Genomic DNA, 23940 nt, shown 5'->3' on the forward strand with positions numbered 1-23940 from the left:
CTTAATCCCTCCCGGTCATGCGCTCCGCCGCAATGGCCAACAGCCGGTGTGCCACCGCTTGCTTGCTCATCAACTCAAGCTCTTCCACCAGGCCTTCCCGGTCATAGATATTCACCTTGTTCGTATCTGTGCCGAAGCCGGCATCCGTCCGGCTCACGTCGTTGGCGACGATCAGATCGCAATGTTTTCGCTCCAGCTTCTCGCGGGCGTATCTTTCGACATCATGGGTCTCTGCCGCAAAACCGATCAAAAATTGATGGTCCTTCCGTTTCCCGAGCGTCTCCAGAATGTCTATGTTTTTCACGAGCTCCAAGGACAGCGTATCGCCCTTTTTTTTGATTTTCTGGAATGCGACCGTTTGAGGGCGGTAATCGGCAACGGCCGCGGCCTTGACGACGATGTCGGCATCCGCCCATTCGGCCAGCACCGCTTCATACATATCCTGGGCCGACTGTACGGCAACAATCCGTACCCCTTCGGGAGGCGTTGCCTGGGTATTGCCCATAACCAGCTTTACCTCGGCTCCCAAATCGCGCGCAGCCGCAGCGATCGCAAACCCCATTTTGCCGGAAGAATCATTCGTGATATAACGTACAGGGTCAATGCGTTCAATGGTACCGCCAGCTGTAACCACCACTTTTTTCCCCGAAAGCAAGGCGGTGTGCAGCGAAGCCGATTCTGCTTGACCATCTGTCAGTCCCCGTGATTCCAGCGTACCCGACTGTTGTTGCTCGAAGTACTGCTCGATCACTTCCACGATCGTTTCCGGCTCCTCCAGCCTCCCTTTGCCAACATAACCGCAGGCAAGCAGACCTTCGCCAGGTTCGATCATCATCGTCCCCCGCTCCACGAGCAGCTGCATGTTGTGACGCACGGCCGGATGGTCATACATATGCACATTCATGGCCGGAGCAACCATAACCGGAGCGGTTGTGGCAAGCAAGGTCGTCGACAACATGTCATCCGCCAGTCCATTTGCCATCTTGGCAATGGTGTTGGCCGTAGCCGGGGCTACCAGCACCAGATCCGCCAGGTCCGCCAAATGAATATGCGACACGACCGCAGGTTCCCGTTCATCGAACGTATCGCTGTATACAACGTTTCGGGTCAGGGTTTGCAGCGTCAATTCGGTAATAAACTGTTTTGCGGAATCCGTCATGATGACGTGAACATCCGCCCCCTTTTGCACCAGTCTGCTGCATAATGTAGCCGCCTTGTAAGCGGCAATGCCTCCTGTTACGCCGAGCACGATTTTTTTACCGTTCAACATTGGTTACTTCCCCCGATATATAAGACGTAGAGAAAAAAATAACAACCTTGCGGTTGTCGAATGAATCCGGCCATGCCGGGTTATGCAATTGGAAGAAAAGCCGCAAGCGGCTTACTCTTCCTCTTCTTCGTCTTGCCCTTTGACAACGACGAGCAGATCACCATAAATTTCTTCGAGTGCCACGCCAACCTGCTTATGGGATTTCGGATTTCTCAGCTCCGATTTCTCCCCTTCACGCAGCTGTCTTGCACGACGGGATGCGGCAACAACCAACGAATATTTGCTGTCGACTTTGTTCATCATTTCATCAATAGAAGGATACAGCATGTTAACAAAACACCTCTTTGCATTAGTATAACCCCGGTCGCCGCCGCGGCACTTTTCTCTCTTTCCAGAATATATGCATGCGGCAGCGCCTAGATTATTTCCTGATCTTACAATGTTCGGCGATAATGATGCTTTCTATTCGTTTGCACGCCAGATCGATCTCATCATTGACAACCGCATAATCGTACTGCTCCAACAAATTAATTTCGTCGACCGCTACGGACATCCGGTGATCAATCGTCGCCTGACTCTCCGTACCGCGCCCCTGAATCCGATCTTTAAGCTCGTCCAACGAAGGAGGAAGCAAAAAGACAAAGATCCCTTCCGGGAACTTCTCCTTCACTTTCAGCGCGCCCTGGACCTCAATCTCCAGGATGATGTCGCGGCCTTCATTGATCGTATTTTCCACGAAATCACGAGGCGTGCCGTAATAATTCCCGACATACTCGGCATGCTCCAACAATTGATCCTGTTCGATCATGGCCATAAATTCTTCACGGGTTCTAAAAAAATAGTTCACGCCATGCTCTTCGCCAAGACGCGGCTGACGGGTCGTCGCCGATACCGAATAAATCAGTTCCGGCACCCGTTTGCGCAAAGCGCTGCATACAGTACCCTTCCCGACCCCAGATGGTCCGGACAACACAATCAGTAATCCCTTAGACATATTACACTCCATTTTATTCGTCGTTATCATCGTCTTTCGAGGAAAGACGATGGGCAACCGTCTCCGGCTGAACAGCAGACAGAATGACGTGGTCGCTATCCGTAATGATCACGGCACGCGTGCGTCTTCCGTACGTAGCATCAATCAGCATATGGCGGTCTCTGGCCTCTTGTATAATTCTCTTGATCGGCGCGGATTCCGGGCTTACGATAGAAATAATCCGGTTCGCCGACACGATGTTACCGAATCCAATGTTAATGAGTTTGATTGCCATAATCAGGTTCTTCCCCCTATACTTGCGACTCTTATGCCGAAATATGGCCGTTCATTCGATATTCGCCGCCTGCTCGCGAATCTTCTCCAGTTCCGCCTTCATTTCGACAACACGGTTCACCAGAGCCAAATGGTTGGCTTTTGAGCCAATCGTATTGACCTCCCGATTCATCTCCTGAATAAGAAAGTCCAGCTTCCGGCCTACCGGTTCATCACTTCTCAGCAGTTCCCTGCATTGTCCAAAGTGGCTCAGCAGACGCGTAAGCTCCTCCTCAATGTTGGAACGATCGGCAAATACAGCAATTTCCATACCCAATTTATGCTCATCAAAAGGGAAAGAGCCTTCTTCCTGCATTTCCGTTAGCCTTTGTCTAAGCTTGTTGCGGTAGTCACTGACGACAGTGGGCGCAAGAGCAAGCATCTCGGTATGCAGCGATTCGAGATGGGCGATTCGCCGATCCAGATCACTGGCCAGATGAAGACCCTCTCGGGCACGCATCTGTTCAAGCCCGGTCAGCGCTTCTTCCAATCCGGCATGCAGTACGCGCTCCCACTCCTGCTTTTCTTCTTCCGTAAGCAGGCCCACTCCGTCCGAATGAACCATGACGTCAGGCAACGCAAGCATGTCCTTGATGGTGGGTTTGCCCTGCATTCCGAAGCGTGATTCCAGTTGCTCCGCGGCCTGTAGATAGGCCCTGACCGCCTGCTCATTCAGCACGGCAGGCAGAGCCTCGTCCTCATCCTTTTCCTTCATTACATAAACATCAATCCGCCCGCGCTTCAAACGGCTCTGCACTTTCTTCCTCAAGCCGTCCTCATAATACGTCCACTCCTTCGGCAGGCGCATCATAACCTCGCAGTAGCGATGATTGACAGACTTGATCTCGAGCTGTACCTTGTAGCCGCCGAAATGAAAGGCGGATTGACCGTATCCGGTCATACTGAATGACATCGGCATCACATCCGTTACACTATTGTAATTGATTATTTGGGTTGAAACAAGTAGGACATTGGTGGGCGGATTTCTCCCAAACATATCTCGTCAATTCCGCCGTCATGCCATAGAACATGAAAGGTGTCATCAAATAGATTCCGTTAAATTGCTCGGTTGCCACGTCGAGCAGCTCTTTGGCAATCGTCACGCCCATGGCTCGGCCTTGTTCGCCCTCAAGGCCCGCCATGCGGGAACGAACTTCGTCCGACAGCTGGATGCCCGGCACTTCATTATGAAGATACTCCGCATTTCGTCCGCTTGCGAGCGGCATGATCCCGACAAAAATAGGCACTTCCAGATGTTTCGTCGCTTCGCGCATCCTTACGATCAATTCAGGATCATACACCGGCTGGGTCATGATATAGTCCGCTCCCGAAGCGATTTTTTTCTCCAGCCGCTGCACGGCTTTATCCAAATGCTTGACGTTCGGGTTGAAGGCGGCCCCAATCACGAAGCCCGCTTTTTGTTTGAGCGGTTTCCCCGAGAAAGCGATGCCGTCGTTCAGCTGCTTGATCATGCGAATGATTTCGAACGAAGTCAAGTCGTATACAGAGCTGGAGCCCGGAAGGTCACCAAAGCGGGCCGGGTCACCCGTAACGGCAAGCACATGGTTGATGCCGAGCGCGTCGAAGCCCATCATATGCGACTGCGTTCCGATCAGGTTTCGGTCGCGGCAGGCGATATGCACGAGCGGCCGCAAACCTGTCCGATCCTGAACGAGGTGGCCGAGGGCCATATTGCTCATACGGGTCACCGCAAGGGAATTGTCGGCAAGCGTCAGCGCGTCGGCACCCGCCGCCTTGAGTTCTTCCGCGCCTTTCATGAATTTTGCGATATCGAGGTCGCGCGGTGGATCAAGTTCCACAATGATCGTATGGCGCTGTTTGACCAGGTCAACGATGGTCGGCTGTCCGCCTCGGCCGGAACGCTCATCGAGATGTTCGTGCAATACAATGCGCGGTTTCGGCTCGGCCGGATCCGGCTCGGCAATCGGCAGCGGCGTATACTCGGCCAATGCGCGGGCCATGGCCGAAATGTGGTCCGGCGTCGTGCCGCAGCAGCCGCCGATAATGCGCGCGCCCAGTTCGGCGAATTGAAGCGCGGTCTGGCCGAAGTATTCCGGAGACGCGCCGTAGCGGAACTGACCGTCCACGTAATCCGCGGCACCCGCGTTCGGGTAAACCGACATCGGCAGTCCGATTTTGCCGGACACGGTTTCCATGGCACGCATGATTCCGTTCGGACCCGTGCGGCAATTAAAACCGATCACGTCGGCTCCCTGTTCGCGCATGATTCGAAACGCTTCAGGCATGGTGTAACCGTCAAGCGTGTGTCCGATGTTTTCAACGGCAAACTGTCCGATGACCGGCAGATCGCTCAGCTTCCGCGCTTGCCGCAATGCGATATCCATCTCCTCGATGTCATAGAACGTTTCAAGCAAAATGCCGTCAACGCCTTCGTCAAGCAAGGCGAAAATCTGTTGTTCATAGAATCGCTTCAGTTCGCTCGTGGACACGTTGGTCCGCTTGCCTCCGCGGATGGAGCCGACCGCGCCAAGTACGTAACCGTTGGCCCCGGCTACCTCCTTTGCAATCCGCACTCCCTCTCGGTTGACTTCCCCCACCTTCGATTCAAGCCCGAACTTGGACAGTTTGTCATAGTTGGCCGAGTAGGTGTTCGTCTCGAAAATTTCAGTCCCCGCGTCGCGATAACGGCGATGCACTTCCGCCACCACCTCGGGTGAAATCAAATTCAATTCCTCATAAGATATCCCCACAGGAAACCCCATCTGGTACAGGAACGTCCCCATCGCCCCATCCCCAATGAGAACCCGTTCCTGCAATGCGCTGCGCAAATCCGCCTTCATCCTCTTCCTCCCGCCTAACTGCAATCATTTTCATACTAATGTAACACAAAAAAAGCCCAAAAACGAAGAAAAACAAAGAATTTTCGGGATTAAACCCGTCACTTCATCTATTTGCGTTTTAATGTGTACTTCCCGCATGAGCGCGAATGGCTGAATAGGCTGCAAAATTCACGCATCATCTTGTTCGATATAAACAAATGGACGGCGCAACTCCCAAGGAGCGGACCGGGACCAACCATCGTTTGTCTCGCCATGACCAAGAGCAGAAATGCAGGATTGCAACCGAAAAAAGAGGCCCGCAGGCCTCTCTTGCTTGAATAGCGCATCGCTTATGCGATGACTCCTTTGAAAACAACTTCCGCCGGACCTGTCATGTACACATGGTTGTCCGACTCGTTCCATTCGATATGCAAATCGCCGCCTTTGAGGCTGATGACCGCAGTGCGATCCGTGTGCCCGTTCAGCACGGAGGACACGAGCGTTGCACATGCGCCTGTTCCGCAAGCCAGCGTTGGGCCGGCTCCCCGCTCCCATACTCTCATATCCACATGTCCGCGGTCGCGCACGGTCGCGAATTCAACGTTGATCTTTTTCGGAAACATCGGGTGAACCTCAAGCAGCGGGCCCCATGTCGCCAGATCGAAATGGACCGCGTCGTCCACATAAATAACCGCATGAGGGTTGCCCATGGAAACGGCGGTAAATTTGAACTCGCGGCCGTTCGCTTCAATCGAGTGATCCAGTACCGGATTGGCATCCACCGTCGTCGGCACCTGAAGCCCGTCCAAAATCGGCTCGCCCATGTCGACGCGCACGGATGCGACTTTCCCGTCGTTAACGTTGAGGGAGACCGGCTGCACGCCGGCGCCAATCGTTTCGATCGTGATCTGCTCCTTGCTCACGTGGCCGTGGTCGTATACGTATTTGGCTACGCAGCGGATGGCATTTCCGCACTGCTCCGCTTCCGAGCCGTCCGAATTGATGATCCGCATCTGAAAGTCCGCCTTTTCGGAAGGCAATATATAGACGAGCCCGTCCGCACCGATGCCGAAAAACCGGTTGCACCATTGAATAGCCCGTTCAGGCGCATCGGCGGGAAGCTGCTGTTCTCCATAAATCACGATAAAATCGTTGCCAAGCCCGTGCATTTTCGTAAATTCCATTGGCTGTACACTCCTTTTGGCATCTGCTGCCAAAGCGTTTATCGGCGTAAAAAAAGCTATCCGCCAAAATGCCGAAGCTCTCGCCCCGCATCATTTTGAGGATAGCATACCCGAAAACGGGCTTTATACGGTATTGATTTTATGCCGAAATTTTTGTACTTTTCGGTACGATGCGGCCCGGAGGGCCCATACGGCGGCGGTTGCGGCGACCGCCCCATACGCTTCCCGCACCCATGACAAACGTGGGGATCCCTGCGGCTACGATCGAGATCGCCCATTCGCGCAGGCCGAGCGGAACCGTCTTGAAGATCGGCTGCAATGGCGGAGCGTACATGACGACCAGCATCAGAACGACCGATGAAATAACCGCCAGCACGAGGTATTTGTTCTGCAGCGGGTTCCGGTGGAAAATAGAACGGGAGCTGCGGCAATCGAATACGTGAATGAGCTGGGCCAGAACCAATGTGGCAAACGCCACGGATTGGGCTTTGATCAGCTGGCCGGGATCATTCGGCGCTGCCTGCAGCGTCAGCCAGAACGCTCCCAACGTACATATGCCGATCAATACCCCTCGGCTGATGATTTTCCACCCTAGCCTGCGGGCAAAAATATTTTCTTTGGCCCCGCGCGGCTTGTGTTCCATCAAATCCTTTTCGGGTTGGTCGACTCCAAGCGCCATTGCCGGCAATCCGTCCGTAACCAGATTCACCCACAAAATTTGAATAGGCACGAGCGGCAGCGGCAATCCCATCATCATGGCGAAGAACATCGTCAGGATTTCTCCCACGTTTGAAGCGAGTAAATATCGGATGAACTTGCGGATGTTCTCGTAAATATTGCGTCCTTCTTCGATGGCAGCGACGATCGTCGAGAAATTGTCATCGCTCAAAATCAGCGCGGAGGCTTCTTTGGTAACGTCGGTACCCGTGATGCCCATCGAAATGCCGATATCCGCCGCTTTGATGGCCGGAGCATCGTTGACTCCGTCCCCCGTCATGGCAACGACGTGTCCCTTGCGTTGGAATGCCTTGACGATGCGGAGCTTATGTTCCGGGGATACCCGCGAGAAGACATAAGCGTTCTCCACTTGTTTATCCAGCTGTTCGTCCGTCATGCCGTCCAGCTGCTGCCCGCTCAAGGAACTGCCTCCGCGCGGGAGGATGCCAAGCTGATGTGCAATCGCCTCGGCTGTCGTGCCATGATCCCCTGTAATCATGACGGTGCGGATGCCGGCACGGCGGCACGTGGCTATCGCATCCCGCACTTCCCGGCGCGGAGGGTCGATCATGCCTGCCAGGCCAACGAAGACAAGCTGGTTCTCGGCGGCTTGCTCATCTTCGACTCTCTCGTCAGGTCGGACCTCCCTGAAGGCCATGCCCAGTACGCGCAAGGCGGAAGCGGCCATATTTTCGTTGGCTGCCATTACCTTTTGGCGCAATGTGCCCGTGAAAGGCACCACTTGACCTTCCCATAAAATGTAGTTGCACTGTCCAATGAGCAAATCGGGGGCTCCTTTGGTATATACCATCCGGCCGCCCTGATGATGAACGAGAACGGACATGCGTTTTCGCTCGGAATCGAACGGGAATTCCACTTGACGAGCGTACAGATCTTTCAGGCTGGCGGGAGAAAGTCCCATTTTCGTGGCCAGCGTCACTAGCGCGCCCTCGGTTGGATCACCTTTCAATTCCCAGATGATGTTATTCTCGCCGTGCTCGACGTCGCTGCTTCCCTTTTTGGCATCCTTCTTGGCGTCTTTGCCTTTCTTTTTGTTTCGCTGATCTGCATCGCTGATCGGTGAAATGCTGGCATTGTTGCACAGCGCGCTGATTTGCAGCAATCGGCGCAGCGTCTGATCGCTCTTCAATTCCAACGTCCGTCCATTCTCCAGCATCTGCCCCTCTGGAGCGTATCCGTCCCCGGTTACCTTGATGCTGCGGCCTTCCACCCACACGTCCGTTACCGTCATTTTGTTCTGGGTCAGCGTGCCGGTCTTGTCCGAGCAAATGACCGAAGCACAGCCCAGCGTTTCAACGGAAGGCAGCTTGCGGACGATCGCTTTCCGTTTGATCATGCGCTGTACGCCGAGCGCAAGCGCAATTGTGACGATGGCTGGCAGCCCTTCGGGAATTGCGGCCACGGCGAGGCTGACCCCGGCCAGGAACATGCCCACCGCAGGCTGTCCATGCAGGATGCCTGCTACGACAACCATCACGGTTAACGCCAGGGCAACCATGATCAAAATTTTGCCCAATTGCTCCAGACGGTGCTGCAGCGGCGTTTCCTGTTCTTCGGTATTTTGGATCAGGTCGGCAATTTTGCCCATTTCGGTATCCATGCCGGTACGAATGACAATCCCTTTTCCCGTACCCCGGGTTACCATGGTACCCATAAAGCCGATGTTTTTCTGGTCCCCGAGCGGCACTGCCGCATCCGGGATCGGGTTGCAGTGTTTGCTGACGGGCACCGATTCACCCGTAAGGGCGGATTCCTCGACGTCCAGGCTGTTCGTTTCGAACCAACGCACGTCGGCCGGGACGCGATCACCGCTTTCCACAAACACGATATCGCCCGGCACCAACAGCTTGGCTGCCAGATGAACCTCTTTTCCCGATCGCCATACCTTGGCCGCAGGAGCGGACAGCTGTTTCAAGGCCCGCAGCGAACGTTCGGCCCGAAATTCCTGTACGAAGCCCAGAATGGCGTTAAGCACAATGATGGCCACGATCGTGATCGCATCCAAATACTCTCCCAGCAACCCGGATACCAGCGTTGCCCCCATCAGCACCAGTACCATGAAATCTTTGAACTGGTTCAGCAGCAGCGTGATCGGGGATATGCGTTTTCCTTCGCTCAGCTCGTTAGAACCTGCCGTTTTCCTTTTCTCCGCCGCAGCTTCATCCGTTAAACCAACCTCCGGACTGACGCCAAGCATTTGCTGGAGCTCCTCAACCCTCAGTTGATGCCAATTGGTCTGTTCCATGCTTCCAGATTCCCTCCCAATCTGTTTTCCCGTGCGAGACGTTCGGTCATGCTCCGCCGACACATGGCGTACAGGTTGTACGCCCTGCCGGACAAACTGCCTGCTCTATATCTATTCGGACAGGACTCCAATTATCACCCGGAAGGCGAATCCTTTCCCTGATGCCCGGAATAAGCTAAAATAAAAGTCTGAGGAAAACCCGTGACGGTTGCCGTGATTCCGTTTCGCCACCAGGCCGCCCGGGCAAAGCAGATTGAACACTTTTTACATATCCGCAAATGCAACGTGTTCAAGGAACGATCCACAGATTACCGACAGAGCATTTCACGAAATGCTTGCATAGAGAGGAAGTTGAAAAACATGGCATTGGACGGCATCGTTACACGCGCCATCGTACATGAACTCCAGGGCTGCAAAGGCGGCCGCATCAGCAAAATCCATCAGCCGAACGATCATGACGTGGTCCTGACCTTGCGCGCGCAGCGAGGAAACAGCAGGCTGCTTGTCTCGGCAAGCCCGACCTACCCGCGCGTGCATTTTACCGAAAAAACGTTTATCAACCCCGCCGAAGCACCGATGTTCTGCATGTTACTGCGGAAACACTGCGAAGGCGGCATTATCGAGGACATTCGTCAAGTCGGCATGGAACGCATCATTCACATCGACGTGCGTCAGCGCGACGAACTCGGAGATGTCTCGAGCAAACGCATCGTCATCGAACTGATGGGACGCCATAGCAATATTGTGCTGCTCGATCCGGCTACCGGAACGATTCTGGACGGCATTCATCATGTTACCCCTTCCATCAGCAGCTACCGGGTCATCATGCCCGGATTTTCCTACACTGCGCCGCCGGAGCAGCACAAACTGAACCCGCTTGAAGCCACACGGGAACAATTTGCGTTCAGCTTGCAGTCTTCCGAAGAGGAAGCCGCCCGCTGGTTCGTCGGTTCGTTCAGTGGGCTAAGTCCCCTCATCGCCGGAGAAATCACATATCGCGCGTTCGGGACAGACGGTGAGACGTCGAATGGAACGAAAGATACGGAGCAATTATGGAATGCATTTCGTTCCGTCATGGACGATGTGCAGGAAAACCGATACACGCCGATGACGGGGGCCAATGCCAAAGGAAAATTTGTCTTCTCCGCCATCTCGCTGCATGGGATTCAAGATTCCGTCAAAACCTATGACACCATCAGCCAATGCATGGAAGATTTTTACGGCGACAAAGCCGAACGGGACAGCGTCAAGCAAAAGGTCAGCGACCTGTTGCGTTTTATTCAGAACGAGCGGAGCAAAAACGTCAAAAAACTCGACAACCTGCACAAGGATTTGCTTGAAGCCGACGACGCGGACAAATACAGGATATGGGGCGAGCTGCTGTTTGCCTCCTTGCACCAGATCAACAAAGGCGACACCCAGGCCGAGCTCGTGAACTTCTATGACGAGGACCAGGCGACCGTCACCATTCCGCTGGACCCGCTGCTGACGCCGTCGGACAATGCCCAGCGTTACTTCAAGCGTTACAACAAATACAAAAACAGCCTGGCGGTCATTCATGAACAACTCGGCAAGACGAAGGAAGAAATCGTCTATATGGACAACCTGCTGCAGCAGCTTTCCAGCGCATCCATGAGCGATATCGAGGAAATTCGCGACGAGCTGGTACAGCAGGGTTACCTGCGCGACCGGGCCAAAAAAGGCAAAAAGAAAAAGAAGAACGATCGCCCTACCGTGCATCAGTTTACTTCCTCGGAAGGCATCGACATTCTGGTCGGCAAAAACAATCTGCAGAACGAATACGTGACGAACCGCTTGGCTTCCGCCAACGACACGTGGCTGCATACCAAGGACATTCCCGGCTCTCACGTCGTCATTCGCAGCCAGGAATTCGGCGATGCCACGCTGGAAGAGGCGGCCCAGCTGGCCGCATATTTCAGCCAAGCCAAGGAATCCAGCAGCGTGCCCGTTGACTACACATACATCCGCCATGTTCGCAAGCCGAACGGGGCTAAACCGGGTTTCGTCATTTACGATAATCAGAAAACGCTGTTTGTTACACCGAACGAAGAGTTGATTAAAAGCCTGCCTTCTACCGTCAAGAACGGTTAAAGGTGTTGCTCCCCCATTTATGTACCGATGATGCATACGCATTAAAAAATCCCGCAAGCAGCCTTGTTTGACTGCTCGCGGGATTTTTATGTCGTTTCATGCCAAAACAAGGCTCTGCTTATGTGTCATGGTTAACTGTGGAGACATACATTGGCGCCTAGCTAACGCCTGTTTCATTTCGCTCTGCTGCAGCCTTCAGCTTCGCGAGCACATCGGCAGAGACCGTCCGGCTTCCCAAATCGCCATGAAAAACAACCCCTTGCCGCTCACCATGATAATCCGACCCTCCCGTCTCGATCAGGTCAAACTCGCCGGCGAACTGTGCGTACCTGCGTTCTTCCTCTGGCCCATGGTCGGAATGAAAGACCTCGATGCCATCAGGCTTGGCCTGGTGCAATATATCCCTAACCAGATCATCATCGCCGTACAGGCCCGGATGTGCGATCACCGCCGCACCGCCCGCTTCCCTGATCCACTGGCATGCATCTTGCGGCGTTACCCGGGGTACCGATACGAAGCCCGGCTTGCCTTCAGCCAAATATTGATCGAACGCGTCTTTCATGTTGGCAGCGTATCCTTTGCGTACCAACACGTCAGCCATGTGCGGTCTGCCGATGCTTTCGTCGGGCTGAAGCGGCCGTCCAAGTGCATCGATGACTTCTTGCCATGTGATATCCAGCCCCAGTTCCCGTAATTTCGCGATGATTTTATGGTTGCGCTGGTCTCTTGCCTCCCGCAGGCCGCGAAGTCTCTCCAAAAACCGAACATCGTTCGGATCCATGTAATAACCGAGTACGTGAATGTCCTTGCCGCCGGCACGGGTACTGATTTCCACGCCAGGCACGACGTCGATCCCTTCTTCCAATCCTGCTTGAACCGCTTCGGCAATGCCCGCTACCGTATCATGATCCGTAATCGCTACCGCAGCGAGTCCCTTCCGCTTGGCCAACTTCACGTTCTCCGCAGGCGGCTGCATGCCGTCCGAGGCTTGCGTATGGGTATGCAGGTCGCATTGTCCGTTCAGTGGTTTCATCCTTAACATCTCCTTTATCATCTATATAAACCGCACTAAACAATGACACAAGGCACTGCGAGTGCAGTACCATCTTCCGATCGCTTATTTATCCGTCCCCTGCTCCTGGTGGCGAAGATAATTGAGGAAAGCTATTGCCGGCAGCGGCGGGAGTGATGACTTCAAATGAATGGCGTAGAACTGGCGCTTGAACTCCAGTCCGCGAATATCCACGATCCGCACCAGCCCTAGAGCGAGTTCATGCTGCACCGATGAGGGGGACAGCATCGTGATGCCCACGCCCGCCTCGACTGCGGATTTTACGGCTCCCGTGCTGCCAAGCTCCATCACAACATGAATATGCCGGGCATCAATATCTCGTTTTAGCAGCTCATCCTCCATGACTTGGCGGGTTCCCGACCCTTTCTCACGAAGAACAAACGGATAAGTCAACACTTCCTCAAGCTCGACTTCTCCACGATCAAGGGCGTGTCCTGCCGGGACTACCAGCTTCAGTTCATCCTGCATAACCGTCTCCACGACCATGTCAGGGTGCTGTACGGGTGCCTCGATCAGCCCCAGATCAAGTTGATGTTTCAGGATATCCTCCATAATTTGTGCAGTATTCATGACCTTCATCACGATCGAAGTATCGGGATATTTTTTGGCAAAGGGTCCTAACATCCGGGGCAATACGTATTCGCCGATGGTGAGGCTTGCTCCCAGCTGCAGCCTGCCTTGAAGTTTCTCGGTAAAGGCGGACATCGCTTCGTCTGTCTGCCGCACCAGCTCAACGCTTCGTTTCGCATAGGGCAGTAAAGTCAGCCCCGCTTCGGACAGCTCCAATTTTTTGGTGGAACGATGCAGCAGCTTGATACCGAAATAGTCCTCCAGCGACTGGATCTGCATCGTTACCGCAGGCTGGGTCATATGAAGCGCTTGGGCTGCAGCCGAAAAGCTACCCCTCTCTGCCACCGTATAAAAGATATGTAATTGATGAAAATTCATGGCTTCGCCCCTCTTCTTTACACTCTCTCCATTGTAGCCCATTTCTTCGATTCCAACAAAAAAAGCATGCAGCTTGTCTGCATGCGATGTAGCCTAATGCTATGATGGTATACGTTCGGGATAAGGTTACTCCTAATCGTTACTTGTGCTTGCGGCTGTTTTTCACCAGCGTCATCCTTCTGGAATGTCTCAGCCAGGAATAATACGATTTCAAATCGCGAAGCTCGATCGTCTCCGACATCCGTCCGAGAAACGTTACGATGATCATTTTGTGCAGCGGATTGCCGGCAATATCGTATTCCCCTTCAAGCTCGGAAAATTCAGCAACCACTACCAAATCGTCATCAATCAGGTATACATCCTGCTCATTGCGGTAATATGGCGTAATACGGTCTTGCTTCAGGCACTCCCATAACCATGTCGCAATATGGTCATCGTCATTATGTTTCGGCTCGATCCGGTCCGTGTACCGAATCTTGGCATGGTGGGTAATAACGATGTCGGCCACTTTTTTGTCTCCAAGAGCCACAAAGAAGGGCTCGTACGTGCTCCAACGTTGCATCACCTTATCACGCATGGGAATCACTCTCCACCAGATAGGACTTTCTATCTATTTGTTAACCAATATATTACAACATAAGTCCCGCAACCTCAAGGCATATGTTTCATTTTTTTCACAAAACAAGCTTGCTGCATAATGGAACAAAAGAGCGGCCCCGAAAGGCCCCTCCATAAAGACGTTTTCCTGCATCGGCCATGGGCTTCGACGCTCAGGCGCGACAGCGCAGATCACAATCCGTAATAACTCGTTTTATCTGCCGTTTTGCTTGCATACTCCGTCTTGATTTCGTTCCGGTAGGAACGCTCGATTTTGCGCACATAGGAAAGGCGCTTCACGTTTTTCATCGTATCGTCGGCCCGATCGGCATTCACGTACATGACCACATAATGCATGCGGCGGGATATGTAGTGAACGGTGCCATATTTATCGAGATTGCGGGCAGCTTTTAAATCGCTGACCCAAATAATGAATCCTGTTCTTTCGGCAAACATCATCTTTCCCGCCTTTCTAAAATGGAGGCCGGACGCTGCATCGGGTCCGGCCTGTCTGATATTATCGTTCCCTTCTCCGTGCCAGCACCGGCTCAGCCGCCACAGCCGCATTTACCCCCGCTGCCGCAGCCGCCTTTGGGGTTCGGATCATTGCTTGGAACCTTGATGCTGGAGGATACCGCAAAAGCAATCGTCTCCGACATTTGGTGCAGCATGTCATCAAGCCGGCTCTCCGCTTGTTTGAAACGAACCACTGCTTCGAACTGCTCCAATTCCATCTCCACGTCGCGAACCTGATCTTTGGCCGCATGGTAATCCGGATGAAAATGCCCAAAACGCTGCGTTTCCTCGAAAAGCTGCTTTTTGCTTTCCAGTTTGCGGATCCCCGCCTGGATGTCGGGATTCGTATCAACTTGCTGCTTCCAATATAAATAATCCGATACTTCGGCAGATTGATTGATCATGTCGGCCAATTCATATGCGCCCGTCAACACTTGGGCCATATCGACCGTGTTTATTTCCGCTACGCTCATGAAATCATCCCTATCTATATATAAAGTTCTACGTAACGTAGACTACTTTATCATAGCATATCCCTGATGGGTTAAGAAGAGTTTTTCCTGCATTTAGAAAACAGGGCGCAACAACGACGCCCAAATCGAAAACGCCGCATGGGAAGCATGGACGCAGCTCATTTTCACCATTCGATGCGGGGAACTACATCTCAGGTACGAGGATGCGCATTTCTTCCCAATCGCAGGGCGAGAAGTTTTCGCGTATGACTTTGCCGTCAGGCGCAGATACGTTCCATCCGGTCAACGTCCATGATTCATGGCCATGGATCTTTTCGGGAATCACGAAAACTAGCTCATCCTTCATCTTCATGACCAGTTTTGTCTGCCACTCAATGGCTTGGGCCGCGATTTGGCGAGCCGTGGATAGATGATACCGCCTCCAGTCGTTGTGCCACACGTCCGGCACCCGGTCCAAATCCGGCAGTATATCCTCCTTTTGATTCCGGAAGGGGACGGATTCAAGACGAAGCCATCCGCGGTTGGACTCGACAAGCCCATCACCAAGGTGGTCGCGAAACGCAATCCGGTCGGACTTTTCCTTCTCGTGGCCGCCTTCGACCGGATTCTCGCCGTAAACAACGCCCATATCCGCCTTTGGCACCTCATGCTTCATGAGCAGCGCGCCGCCTAGCCTTTCCGACGGATGGCCCCCTCCCCATTCTTCAAGAGCAAGTTGGATGTGGGGATGAAGCTCCTCCATCGCATTTAGCGCGAGGCAGCGGATAACCTCTTCCGCCGATGTTCCAAAGTGCGCAGCTTTGGCAAAGCTCTCTCGGCTTAAACGATATACGCTAAGGCGATCGCGATGAACCAATTCGGCACAGCACTCTGCCACCCAATGCACGGAAGGGGCTGCCTCGCTAGGAACGAGCAACTCGAAATCAGGTTGAATAATGATACGAGGCAACCGCGCGTCCTGTGTCCCATCCTCCCTCTCCGTTCCATACAACAGCGAATGGGGATCAACAAGCCAGCGAAACACGATCCCTTCCGCAGCGTCTTGGCCGATTTCGCCAAAGCCCCAACCCGCCAATGCCCCCAACCACCCCAGAATTCGGGGGAATACATGGTCCCATTCGGGTTGCCACCCCGGATCAACCGAAATCGAAACGGTTTTGGCATGTTCATGTTCACGTTCATGGGGAGCAGCAGCATCGCGCCATTCACGGATGAACGGCAGTACCTGCCGCAAACCAAACCATTGGTCTTTGCGCGGCGCGAGCAACAGCAGGCGATACTGCACATGCTGCATGACGGGATTCATTGCAGCATACTTGTCCGCGCACAGCCCATAGATCTTCCTGTGCATCGCGCTCCAGGGCAAATCCAGCCATGAACTCAGCCGATCTTGGGATATGGCGTACACGTCCTCGTTCTTTTGAATAAGCCCCAATGAAAGCAGCAAGTCCAGCATGATCGCAACGTGGCGCGGATAAACCTCCTGATGCTTATACTGAAAAACCAGCCCATTCACATCTTCCGGCCGCATGCTGGTCATACGGTCAAGCTGGTTTATTGCTTTTTTGTGCAGTGTGCCCTTTCGGGTCAATGGCAGACCTTTGCTTCCGAACCAGGCAAGCACGTGCAGCAGATCGAGAGCGATGTTGGTTTTCCCTTCCCGCCATACGGCCATGCCCACGCGATGGGGCGAAGGGCTTACCCCCCCGCCCTGAAGCGGCGAAACCGAGTTGGAGGAGAAAGGCGGAACACCTTCCAAAGCGCGGCCGATTCTCCGTTCAAAGGCTGCTGCGAGTATAGGGAGGTGGGCAGCCGGGATGTAGTACAAACATTCGCCCCAAGCTTTGCGGACGGCCTGTATCCATCCCTTCTCCCATAATGAGGCAAACGCCGCTTTCGCCTCCGCCCGACTAAGTCCTTCTTCAGCCCAATCGGCCGCAGCCATTACCGACGCGAAGGGTTGGCCTGCATGCTTGCAAAAAACGGCTCCCAATACCGTCTGCTCCATTGCCGGCAATGCTGAAACCATGTTCGTCCCGCATGTATCTTCGAAATGCATCGAACCACCACGCCCTCCTTTTCAGAAACATTCAGAAAACAAGGAACTCACAACGCTATATATCCTCATGTCTAATCGTGTATTCATAACCTTGCTCAATCAGAAACAGTTGTCTGTTTATCGCAAATTCTTGTTCCCTGCTGTTCTCGGATACAAGCGTATAAAAGAAAGCTTTGTTCTCGCCCGATTTTGGTCGCAAAATACGGCCGAGACGCTGCGCTTCTTCCTGCCTGGATCCAAAGCTTCCCGATATTTCAAGGGCAACAGCCGCATCGGGAAGATCCACGGCAAAGTTGGCGACCTTCGAAACAACAATCGTTTTTATTTCACCGCGCCGAAAAGCCGAAAACCACTTGTTTCTCTCCGGTTGCGACATTTGACCCGAAATCAGGGGGGCGTTAATTTCCCGGGCAATCCCCTCGAGCTGATCCAAATACTGACCAATCACTAGCGCCGGAAGCTCTGCGTGAGTATCGAGCAGCCTGCGAACGACCTTGGCCTTGGCCGGATTTTCGGCAGCGATACGGAACTGGTGTTTGCTGCCTGCCCGATCGTATTTCGATCTCCATTGAGGGGATAATGGGACGCGGATTTCCTGACACTGCACGTTAGCAATCCAACCTTGATGCTCCAGCTTCTTCCAAGGCATATCGTACAGTTTGGGACCGATCAATGAAAATACATCCTGCTCACGGCCGTCCTCGCGAACCAGCGTAGCCGTCAGCCCAAGCCTCCGCGTGGTCTGGATATCGGCAGTGGCCCTGAATACAGGGGCAGGCAGCAGATGTACTTCATCATAAATGATCAGCCCCCATTTCCGTTCGCTGAGCAATCGGATATGGGAAAATTCCGCTTGTTTCGATTTGCGGTGGGTCAAAATTTGGTACGTCGCAACCGTAACCGGTCTTATCTGCTTTTTCTGACCGGAATACTCCCCGATCTGTTCGGGAGCAAGCTCCGTTTTATCCAACCATTCAGCAATCCACTGACGAACCGACGTCGTGTTGGACGTCAAAATGAGGCATTCGCATTGCAGCCGCTGCAATACGGCCATGCCAATGACGGTTTTGCCTGCCCCGCAGGGCAGCACCAGCAGTCCGCTTCCGTTCATGGCGTCGCTTCCGCCAAAAGCTTCGACCGCTTCCTTTTGATAGGGACGCAACGAAAATGCACCAGCACGCCATCCAATGGACAACGGCGTTCCCTCCCGATATCCGGCGTAATCCAGCACGGGATATCCAAGTCGTGTCAGCTCCTGCTTCAGCAGGCCCCGATGCTCGCCGCCCAGCACGAATTCCGCACGGCTTGAGCGCTTCAGGCCAAAAGCGGATAAGGAACGAGCTTCGGCCAACTCGTCGAGCAGTTCTTCATCACCGACCAGCCGCAACTGCTGCGATTCCTCGCTTGCGTGCAACTGCAGCCTGCCATATTGGTTCATCGTTCTGCGAATAAACTCCGCCAAGAATGCGGGCATGTCCCAGCGCGAATGCTGGTTCAGGCTTGCCATGATTCCATCTGCATTCCATCCCGTGGCCGCAGCGTTCCATAGCGATAAAGACGTGATCCGATACGTATGCCATGCAGACGGCGTCTTGATCAACTCTGCGTAAGCCGCCAGCTGCGACCTCGCCTGCTCGCTGCCAGGGTGATCCGTTTCCAGCAAAATCGTAAAGTCCCGCTGCACGATGCAAGCCCCTGTCGTTTCCATGCTTTCCTCCTATGAATATCACATTGACCCGAATTCATCCTTTTCAACACGTCGAAGAAATTCCGGTCGACGCTACAAATAAAAAAAACACCCTATTCCTTAGGAATAGAGTGCCCAATACTGGAAAAATCATTCGAAAGACGAAGCATACCCCTTGGCCATCGCAATGAACAACTGAACGCCAAGCTGCATCGCGTCTTCATCGAAGTCAAACTTCGGATGATGATGGGGATACACGGCCCCTTTCTCCGGATTGCCTGCCCCCACAAACATGAAACAGCCGGGAACCTGCTGCAAATAATACGCAAAATCCTCCGCAGGCATCAGCATCGGCGTTGTCTGGACGTTGCTTTCACCGAATACCTGAACGGCTTCACGGAAAAAACGCTCCGATTCCGTTTTGTCGTTCACCACAGGCGGATAACCCATGATGTAATTCACATCGGTTTGCGCGCCATAAGCCGCGCCTGTCTGGGCAACGACCGTATGTACCCTCTCCTTCATCGATGCCCGGGTCGCCTCGTCAAACGTCCGGATCGTCCCGCTTAGTTTGCAGGATTCGGCAATGACATTTTGAGCCGAACCGGCTTGCATCGTGCCAATGGTCAGCACAGCCGGACAGAGCGGGTCCACGGACCGGCTGACTACCGTTTGCAGCTGCATGACCAGCGCCGAACCGGCGACCACGCTGTCCACCGTCGATTGCGGCATGCCTCCATGCCCGCCTTTACCTGTAAGCGTGACGTAGAAATCGTCCGCCGCAGCCATCATCGGTCCTTCCTTGCTGGCTGCCACGCCCACCGGAAGCGGTGTCCAGAGATGAATGCCATAGATGACGTCCACACCTTCAAGCGCACCGTCGGCGATGACTTTGACTGCTCCGCCGGGAAGAAGCTCCTCCGCAGGCTGAAACAAAAAACGGATTTCGCCCCGAATGTCGGACCGATGGCGACTGAAATACAGTGCCGTTCCCAGCAGGATCGAGACATGGCCGTCATGACCGCAGGCATGCATGGCCCCCGCCGATTGCGAAGCGTATTCCACGTCTTTTTCATCCTGAATCGGGAGCGCGTCCATGTCGGCACGAAGCATGACGACCGGCCCGGGCTGTTCCCCGCGCAGAATGCCGATGACGCCATGTCCGCCCACATGGCGCTGCACTTCAATGCCGAAGCTTTCCAGCATGTCCGCGATGAAGGTCGACGTCTTCTCCTCATGAAAGGAAACCTCAGGATTACGGTGAAGGTGACGGCGCCATTCCACCATATGGATCTGCAGATCCTCCCACCATATTTTGTTTGTCATTTCTCCCATCCTTTCTTTCTTGAGCAGAGCTTCTATCAGGCCCGCAACAACCTTGGCAAACCTATTGCTGTATATTGTAGCAGAATTGGAAGAAATCCGATACGAAACGGTGTTCGAAAGCTTGCACGGGAAGGGGAAACATACTATCATGAATGAGAGAATGCACGAGAAAATACACTCGGAAGCTTGTGAGGAGGAGCAGACGCTTATGATTTTTAAAAATACAGGCTTAGATGGCTTGAAAAGCGACTTGGCATACCTGGATGAAAGCGCCGAGAAAGTCGGATTTATTCGATGGCAATGGGAATATTACCGGGCTACATATGACTACAAAATTGAAGACGAATCCACCAAATCGGAATATTTCGTACGAATCAACACCCGCGTTGTTGACGGCAAATTGGAAAAACCGGACAGCATTCTGGCGGTAGAAGCCGTGTATCTTGGAAAAGCAACGTTCCCGCACGGCCTGGACTATGACTCTTCCGTTCCGCAGCCAGTCGTGAAGCTGGCGAACCAAAAACTGCAGCAGCTGTTAGAACTGCTTCAGGCATAGGCTGGGACCATACGATGAAACAACAAACGGCCCAGAAGAGAACGAAGAGAGGCACGCCGGATTTTCAACTGCTGATCCTCACTCTATTGTTGGTGGGCTTTGGACTGGTGATGGTATTCAGCTCCAGTTCCAGCATTGCAATTGCTAACGCGGATTATCACAATGATGCCCTTTACTTCACGAAAAAACAACTGATGTGGGCGGTTATCGGCCTGTTTGGCATGTTCTTTGCCATGAACATTCGTTTCAACAAGTATAAGAAGCTGTATGCACCCTTTTTCCTGTTTACAACGGTTATGCTCCTGCTGGTCCTGATTATGGGCAAGGTGCTTAACGGGGCGAGAAGCTGGATCCACATTTTCGGATTCAGCGTGCAGCCTGCCGAGTTCGCGAAGATTGCCATTATTCTGTACCTGTCCGCGCTAATTACCAAAAAAGGCGAGCGGTTCAGGGATTTGAAGACAGGGTATCTTCCCGTCCTGATTATTGTGGGATTCGTAGCCGGGTTGATTATGCTTCAGCCTGACTTCGGCACGACTTTTATTTTGGTCGCCACTTGCGGATTGGTCATTTATGCAGGGGGAGCCAACATGAAACACATCATGGGATCCATTCTGCTGGTGGTGCTTGGGGCTGCGCTGGCTTTTGGAGGAAACGCTCTCCTTTCAACCTTATCCCCCTCGGACAACGCAGCCTCCACCACGGACGCTGCAGACGCGTCAAAGTCGAATTACAAGGTTGGACGGTTTCAAGCGTTCCTCGATCCGATGTCTGACCCGAACGGAAGCAGCTATAACCTCTATCGCTCGTTAGTCGCGATCGGGGACGGCGGCTTTACGGGTTCCGGAATCGGGCAAGGCACCATTAAATTGCATTACTTGCCCAATGCATACAATGACTTTATTTTTTCGGTCATTGGCGAAGAGCTCGGTTTTTTGGGAAGCATGCTCTTCCTGCTCGTCTATCTGTACTTCATATGGCGAGGCATCATCGTCTCCCTACGTTGCCCCGATCCGTTCGGAACGCTCGTCGGCATCGGCATCATGGGATTGATCGCCATCCAGGCCTTCATTAATATCGGTGGCGTGACTCAAACGATTCCGGTGACGGGAGTTACCCTTCCGTTTATCAGTTATGGCGGTACTTCCCTCTTCATTATGATGGTGGCCATGGGCATTTTGCTGAGTATTTCACGCACCAACAACCTGGATGTCATCAAGGAAGAAAAAACGAAGTCCGTCACGATTCAAACCCAAACACGCACTTCTCCGGCGGTACGTTCCCGCCAGGCCATTCGTCGCGTTCGTTAATCGGTGAATGGATAATCGAAAAAAGACTTCACATCCCTTGGGATGTGAAGTCTTTTTTCTTACCGCATATGGATGATTATACGTCGTCACCTTTGAAAGAAACGCCTTCGACCTTGACGTTGACTTCAACAACACGCAATCCGGTCATGCTTTCAACCGCTTCCCTTACGTTTTGCTGAAGCATGCGGGATACTTCATGAATCGGGGTCTCGTACAGGACGATGATGCGCAGATCAATGGCTGCTTCCAGCTGGCCGACCTCAACGCCCACGCCTTTCTGTACGTTTTTACCGCTGAGGCGCTTGGCCCAGCCCTCCGACAATCCTCCAGACATTGCGGCAATTCCGGGCGTCTCGAGCGCAGCCATTCCGGCAATTTTCGCCACGACGTCATCCGCAATCCGGATATTTCCGCCATCCAGTTGAAGTTGTTCTGCCATGCCACATCCTCCTTCACTTCGTTACTCGTATTTTATCCGGTTTCCATACCAAAAAGCAAATGAAAGTCATTTGCGGCGTTTACAATCCAGGATGATTTGGGTATATTGAGTTATAAAAATATTCTCATATGCTTTTCCATTTCAAATTGAAATAAATACATAATGCCGAGGTGTTAGCTTGTGAAAAAACGGATTTCATCAACCTTGCTGATCGTAACCTTCGTACTCAGCGCCATTGCACATTATGCGAACTGGAATCCGGTCCTGCAATTTGTAGTCTCGGCCCTTTCGGTCATTTTCGTTGCCGGATTTCTGGGCAAGGCTACCGAATCCGTTGCACATTATGCCGGACAACGGCTGGGCGGATTTTTGAATGCCACCTTTGGCAACGCGGCCGAGCTGATCATCGCCATATTTCTCGTTAAAGAGGGATTGTTCGACATGGTCAAGGCCAGCCTGACAGGCTCCATCATCGGAAACCTGTTGCTCGTGCTTGGATTAAGCATCTTTGCCGGCGGCCTCAAGTTCAAAATCCAAAATTATAACGTTTCACTGGCAGGCCTTAACGGTTCACTGATGATTGTGGCTATCATCGCGCTGTTTATTCCCGCCGTCTTTCTGAACACCCATTCCATTACGCAAAAGGATACCGACACACTTAGCCTGGTCGTGGCAGGCTTGCTCATTCTGGCTTACATTGCCTGGCTCTTGTTCTCCATGGTGACGCACAAAACGTATCTTGCCGATGTGACGGAAGACGAAGACGAGGAACTGCCGCATGAACATGCGCCGGTATGGTCCAAAAGCAGATCTATCCTGTACCTTGTGCTCGCTACCGTCATGGTTGCTTTTGTCAGCGAATGGCTTGTCGGCACGCTTGAGGTGTTTACGGAACAATTCGGATTGAGCGAGCTCTTTGTGGGTGCCTTCCTTGTGGCCATTATCGGCAATGCAGCCGAACATAGCGCGGCCGTCATGCTTGCCATGAAAAACAAGATTGGTGCCGCCGTGGAAATCGCGGTGGGCAGCAGCCTGCAAATTGCCCTGTTCGTGGCACCCGTGCTTATCTTTGTCAGCTACTTTATCGGGGACACGATGGATATCGTATTTACAACGATTGAGTTGGTCGCCATCGGGGTGTCCGTATTTATCGCAAAATCCATCACGCAGGACGGCTCGACCAACTGGTACGAAGGCTTGCTGCTGCTGGTTGTCTATGCCATTCTCGGTGTATCGTTCTTTCTTGTCTAGTCCATTAACACAACAAAGAGGAGCTGTCCCTGGTCATTCTGTTTTGACCT

Annotated in this window: 21 protein-coding genes; 4 read left to right on the forward strand and 17 right to left on the reverse strand. The window is 53.1% G+C overall.

Features of this window, described 5'->3' with window-relative positions:
• Position 1 precedes the first annotated feature (1 nt).
• The 8 genes from coaBC to RSX24_RS15145 all read right to left on the reverse strand — a co-directional run bounded on the left by coaBC (position 2) and on the right by RSX24_RS15145 (position 9544).
• On the reverse strand, positions 2-1270 hold the full coding sequence (coaBC, locus tag RSX24_RS15110; protein ID WP_343261049.1) for a bifunctional phosphopantothenoylcysteine decarboxylase/phosphopantothenate--cysteine ligase CoaBC: 1269 nt from the start codon (positions 1268-1270) through the stop codon (positions 2-4).
• 111 nt (positions 1271-1381) lie between these two features.
• Positions 1382-1597: a DNA-directed RNA polymerase subunit omega gene (gene rpoZ / locus RSX24_RS15115; RefSeq protein WP_236416426.1), complete on the reverse strand. Its 216-nt coding sequence runs from the start codon at positions 1595-1597 to the stop codon at positions 1382-1384.
• Between the two features lie 94 nt (positions 1598-1691).
• Complete coding sequence (gmk, locus tag RSX24_RS15120; RefSeq protein WP_236416427.1) at positions 1692-2264, reverse strand: guanylate kinase; 573 nt, start codon at positions 2262-2264, stop codon at positions 1692-1694.
• Positions 2265-2277: 13 nt separating this feature from the next.
• On the reverse strand, positions 2278-2538 hold the full coding sequence (gene remA, locus RSX24_RS15125) for an extracellular matrix/biofilm regulator RemA (protein ID WP_006209218.1): 261 nt from the start codon (positions 2536-2538) through the stop codon (positions 2278-2280).
• A 51-nt stretch (positions 2539-2589) separates the two neighbouring features.
• Positions 2590-3489 (reverse strand): YicC/YloC family endoribonuclease, encoded by a 900-nt coding sequence (locus tag RSX24_RS15130; protein ID WP_236416428.1) that lies wholly within the window; start codon positions 3487-3489, stop codon positions 2590-2592.
• Positions 3490-3508: 19 nt separating this feature from the next.
• Entirely contained in the window at positions 3509-5398 is a 1890-nt protein-coding gene (locus tag RSX24_RS15135) for a bifunctional homocysteine S-methyltransferase/methylenetetrahydrofolate reductase (protein ID WP_236416429.1), read from the reverse strand.
• Positions 5399-5727: 329 nt separating this feature from the next.
• Positions 5728-6561 (reverse strand): diaminopimelate epimerase, encoded by an 834-nt coding sequence (gene dapF, locus RSX24_RS15140; protein ID WP_343261050.1) that lies wholly within the window; start codon positions 6559-6561, stop codon positions 5728-5730.
• Between the two features lie 139 nt (positions 6562-6700).
• On the reverse strand, positions 6701-9544 hold the full coding sequence (locus RSX24_RS15145) for a calcium-translocating P-type ATPase, SERCA-type (protein ID WP_343261051.1): 2844 nt from the start codon (positions 9542-9544) through the stop codon (positions 6701-6703).
• A 360-nt stretch (positions 9545-9904) separates the two neighbouring features.
• On the opposite strand from RSX24_RS15145, the gene RSX24_RS15150 reads away from it, so the two are divergent.
• Positions 9905-11656, forward strand: a complete 1752-nt coding sequence (locus RSX24_RS15150; protein WP_343261052.1) for an Rqc2 family fibronectin-binding protein — start codon at positions 9905-9907, stop codon at positions 11654-11656.
• 157 nt (positions 11657-11813) lie between these two features.
• On the opposite strand, the gene RSX24_RS15155 is transcribed toward RSX24_RS15150, so the two are convergent.
• The 8 genes from RSX24_RS15155 to RSX24_RS15190 all read right to left on the reverse strand — a co-directional run bounded on the left by RSX24_RS15155 (position 11814) and on the right by RSX24_RS15190 (position 20334).
• Positions 11814-12689, reverse strand: a complete 876-nt coding sequence (locus RSX24_RS15155; protein ID WP_236416437.1) for a PHP domain-containing protein — start codon at positions 12687-12689, stop codon at positions 11814-11816.
• A gap of 84 nt (positions 12690-12773) precedes the next feature.
• A complete protein-coding gene (locus tag RSX24_RS15160) occupies positions 12774-13676 on the reverse strand; it encodes a selenium metabolism-associated LysR family transcriptional regulator (protein ID WP_236416440.1) in 903 nt (300 codons plus the stop codon).
• A 139-nt stretch (positions 13677-13815) separates the two neighbouring features.
• A complete protein-coding gene (locus RSX24_RS15165; protein WP_236416443.1) occupies positions 13816-14253 on the reverse strand; it encodes a hypothetical protein in 438 nt (145 codons plus the stop codon).
• A gap of 212 nt (positions 14254-14465) precedes the next feature.
• Entirely contained in the window at positions 14466-14729 is a 264-nt protein-coding gene (locus RSX24_RS15170; RefSeq protein ID WP_236416733.1) for a YlbG family protein, read from the reverse strand.
• A 92-nt stretch (positions 14730-14821) separates the two neighbouring features.
• Positions 14822-15262, reverse strand: a complete 441-nt coding sequence (locus RSX24_RS15175) for a YlbF/YmcA family competence regulator (RefSeq protein ID WP_236416445.1) — start codon at positions 15260-15262, stop codon at positions 14822-14824.
• A 184-nt stretch (positions 15263-15446) separates the two neighbouring features.
• On the reverse strand, positions 15447-17321 hold the full coding sequence (locus RSX24_RS15180) for a helicase-associated domain-containing protein (RefSeq protein WP_343261053.1): 1875 nt from the start codon (positions 17319-17321) through the stop codon (positions 15447-15449).
• A 55-nt stretch (positions 17322-17376) separates the two neighbouring features.
• Entirely contained in the window at positions 17377-19029 is a 1653-nt protein-coding gene (locus RSX24_RS15185) for a DNA repair helicase XPB (protein WP_343261054.1), read from the reverse strand.
• Positions 19030-19158: 129 nt separating this feature from the next.
• Positions 19159-20334, reverse strand: coding sequence for a M20 metallopeptidase family protein (locus RSX24_RS15190; protein WP_236416454.1), 1176 nt, complete (start codon positions 20332-20334; stop codon positions 19159-19161).
• 208 nt (positions 20335-20542) lie between these two features.
• On the opposite strand from RSX24_RS15190, the gene RSX24_RS15195 reads away from it, so the two are divergent.
• Complete coding sequence (locus RSX24_RS15195) at positions 20543-20890, forward strand: YugN family protein (RefSeq protein ID WP_236416457.1); 348 nt, start codon at positions 20543-20545, stop codon at positions 20888-20890.
• 14 nt (positions 20891-20904) lie between these two features.
• A complete protein-coding gene (gene ftsW / locus RSX24_RS15200) occupies positions 20905-22200 on the forward strand; it encodes a putative lipid II flippase FtsW (RefSeq protein ID WP_236416461.1) in 1296 nt (431 codons plus the stop codon).
• A 76-nt stretch (positions 22201-22276) separates the two neighbouring features.
• On the opposite strand, the gene RSX24_RS15205 is transcribed toward ftsW, so the two are convergent.
• Entirely contained in the window at positions 22277-22639 is a 363-nt protein-coding gene (locus tag RSX24_RS15205) for an Asp23/Gls24 family envelope stress response protein (protein WP_236416464.1), read from the reverse strand.
• A gap of 180 nt (positions 22640-22819) precedes the next feature.
• Between RSX24_RS15205 and cax the strand changes: the two genes are divergently transcribed.
• A complete protein-coding gene (gene cax, locus RSX24_RS15210; RefSeq protein ID WP_236416465.1) occupies positions 22820-23890 on the forward strand; it encodes a calcium/proton exchanger in 1071 nt (356 codons plus the stop codon).
• Positions 23891-23940 lie beyond the last annotated feature (50 nt).

The sequence above is a fragment of the Paenibacillus hubeiensis genome (assembly GCF_032334105.1).
Classification (GTDB): domain Bacteria; phylum Bacillota; class Bacilli; order Paenibacillales; family Paenibacillaceae; genus Paenibacillus; species Paenibacillus hubeiensis.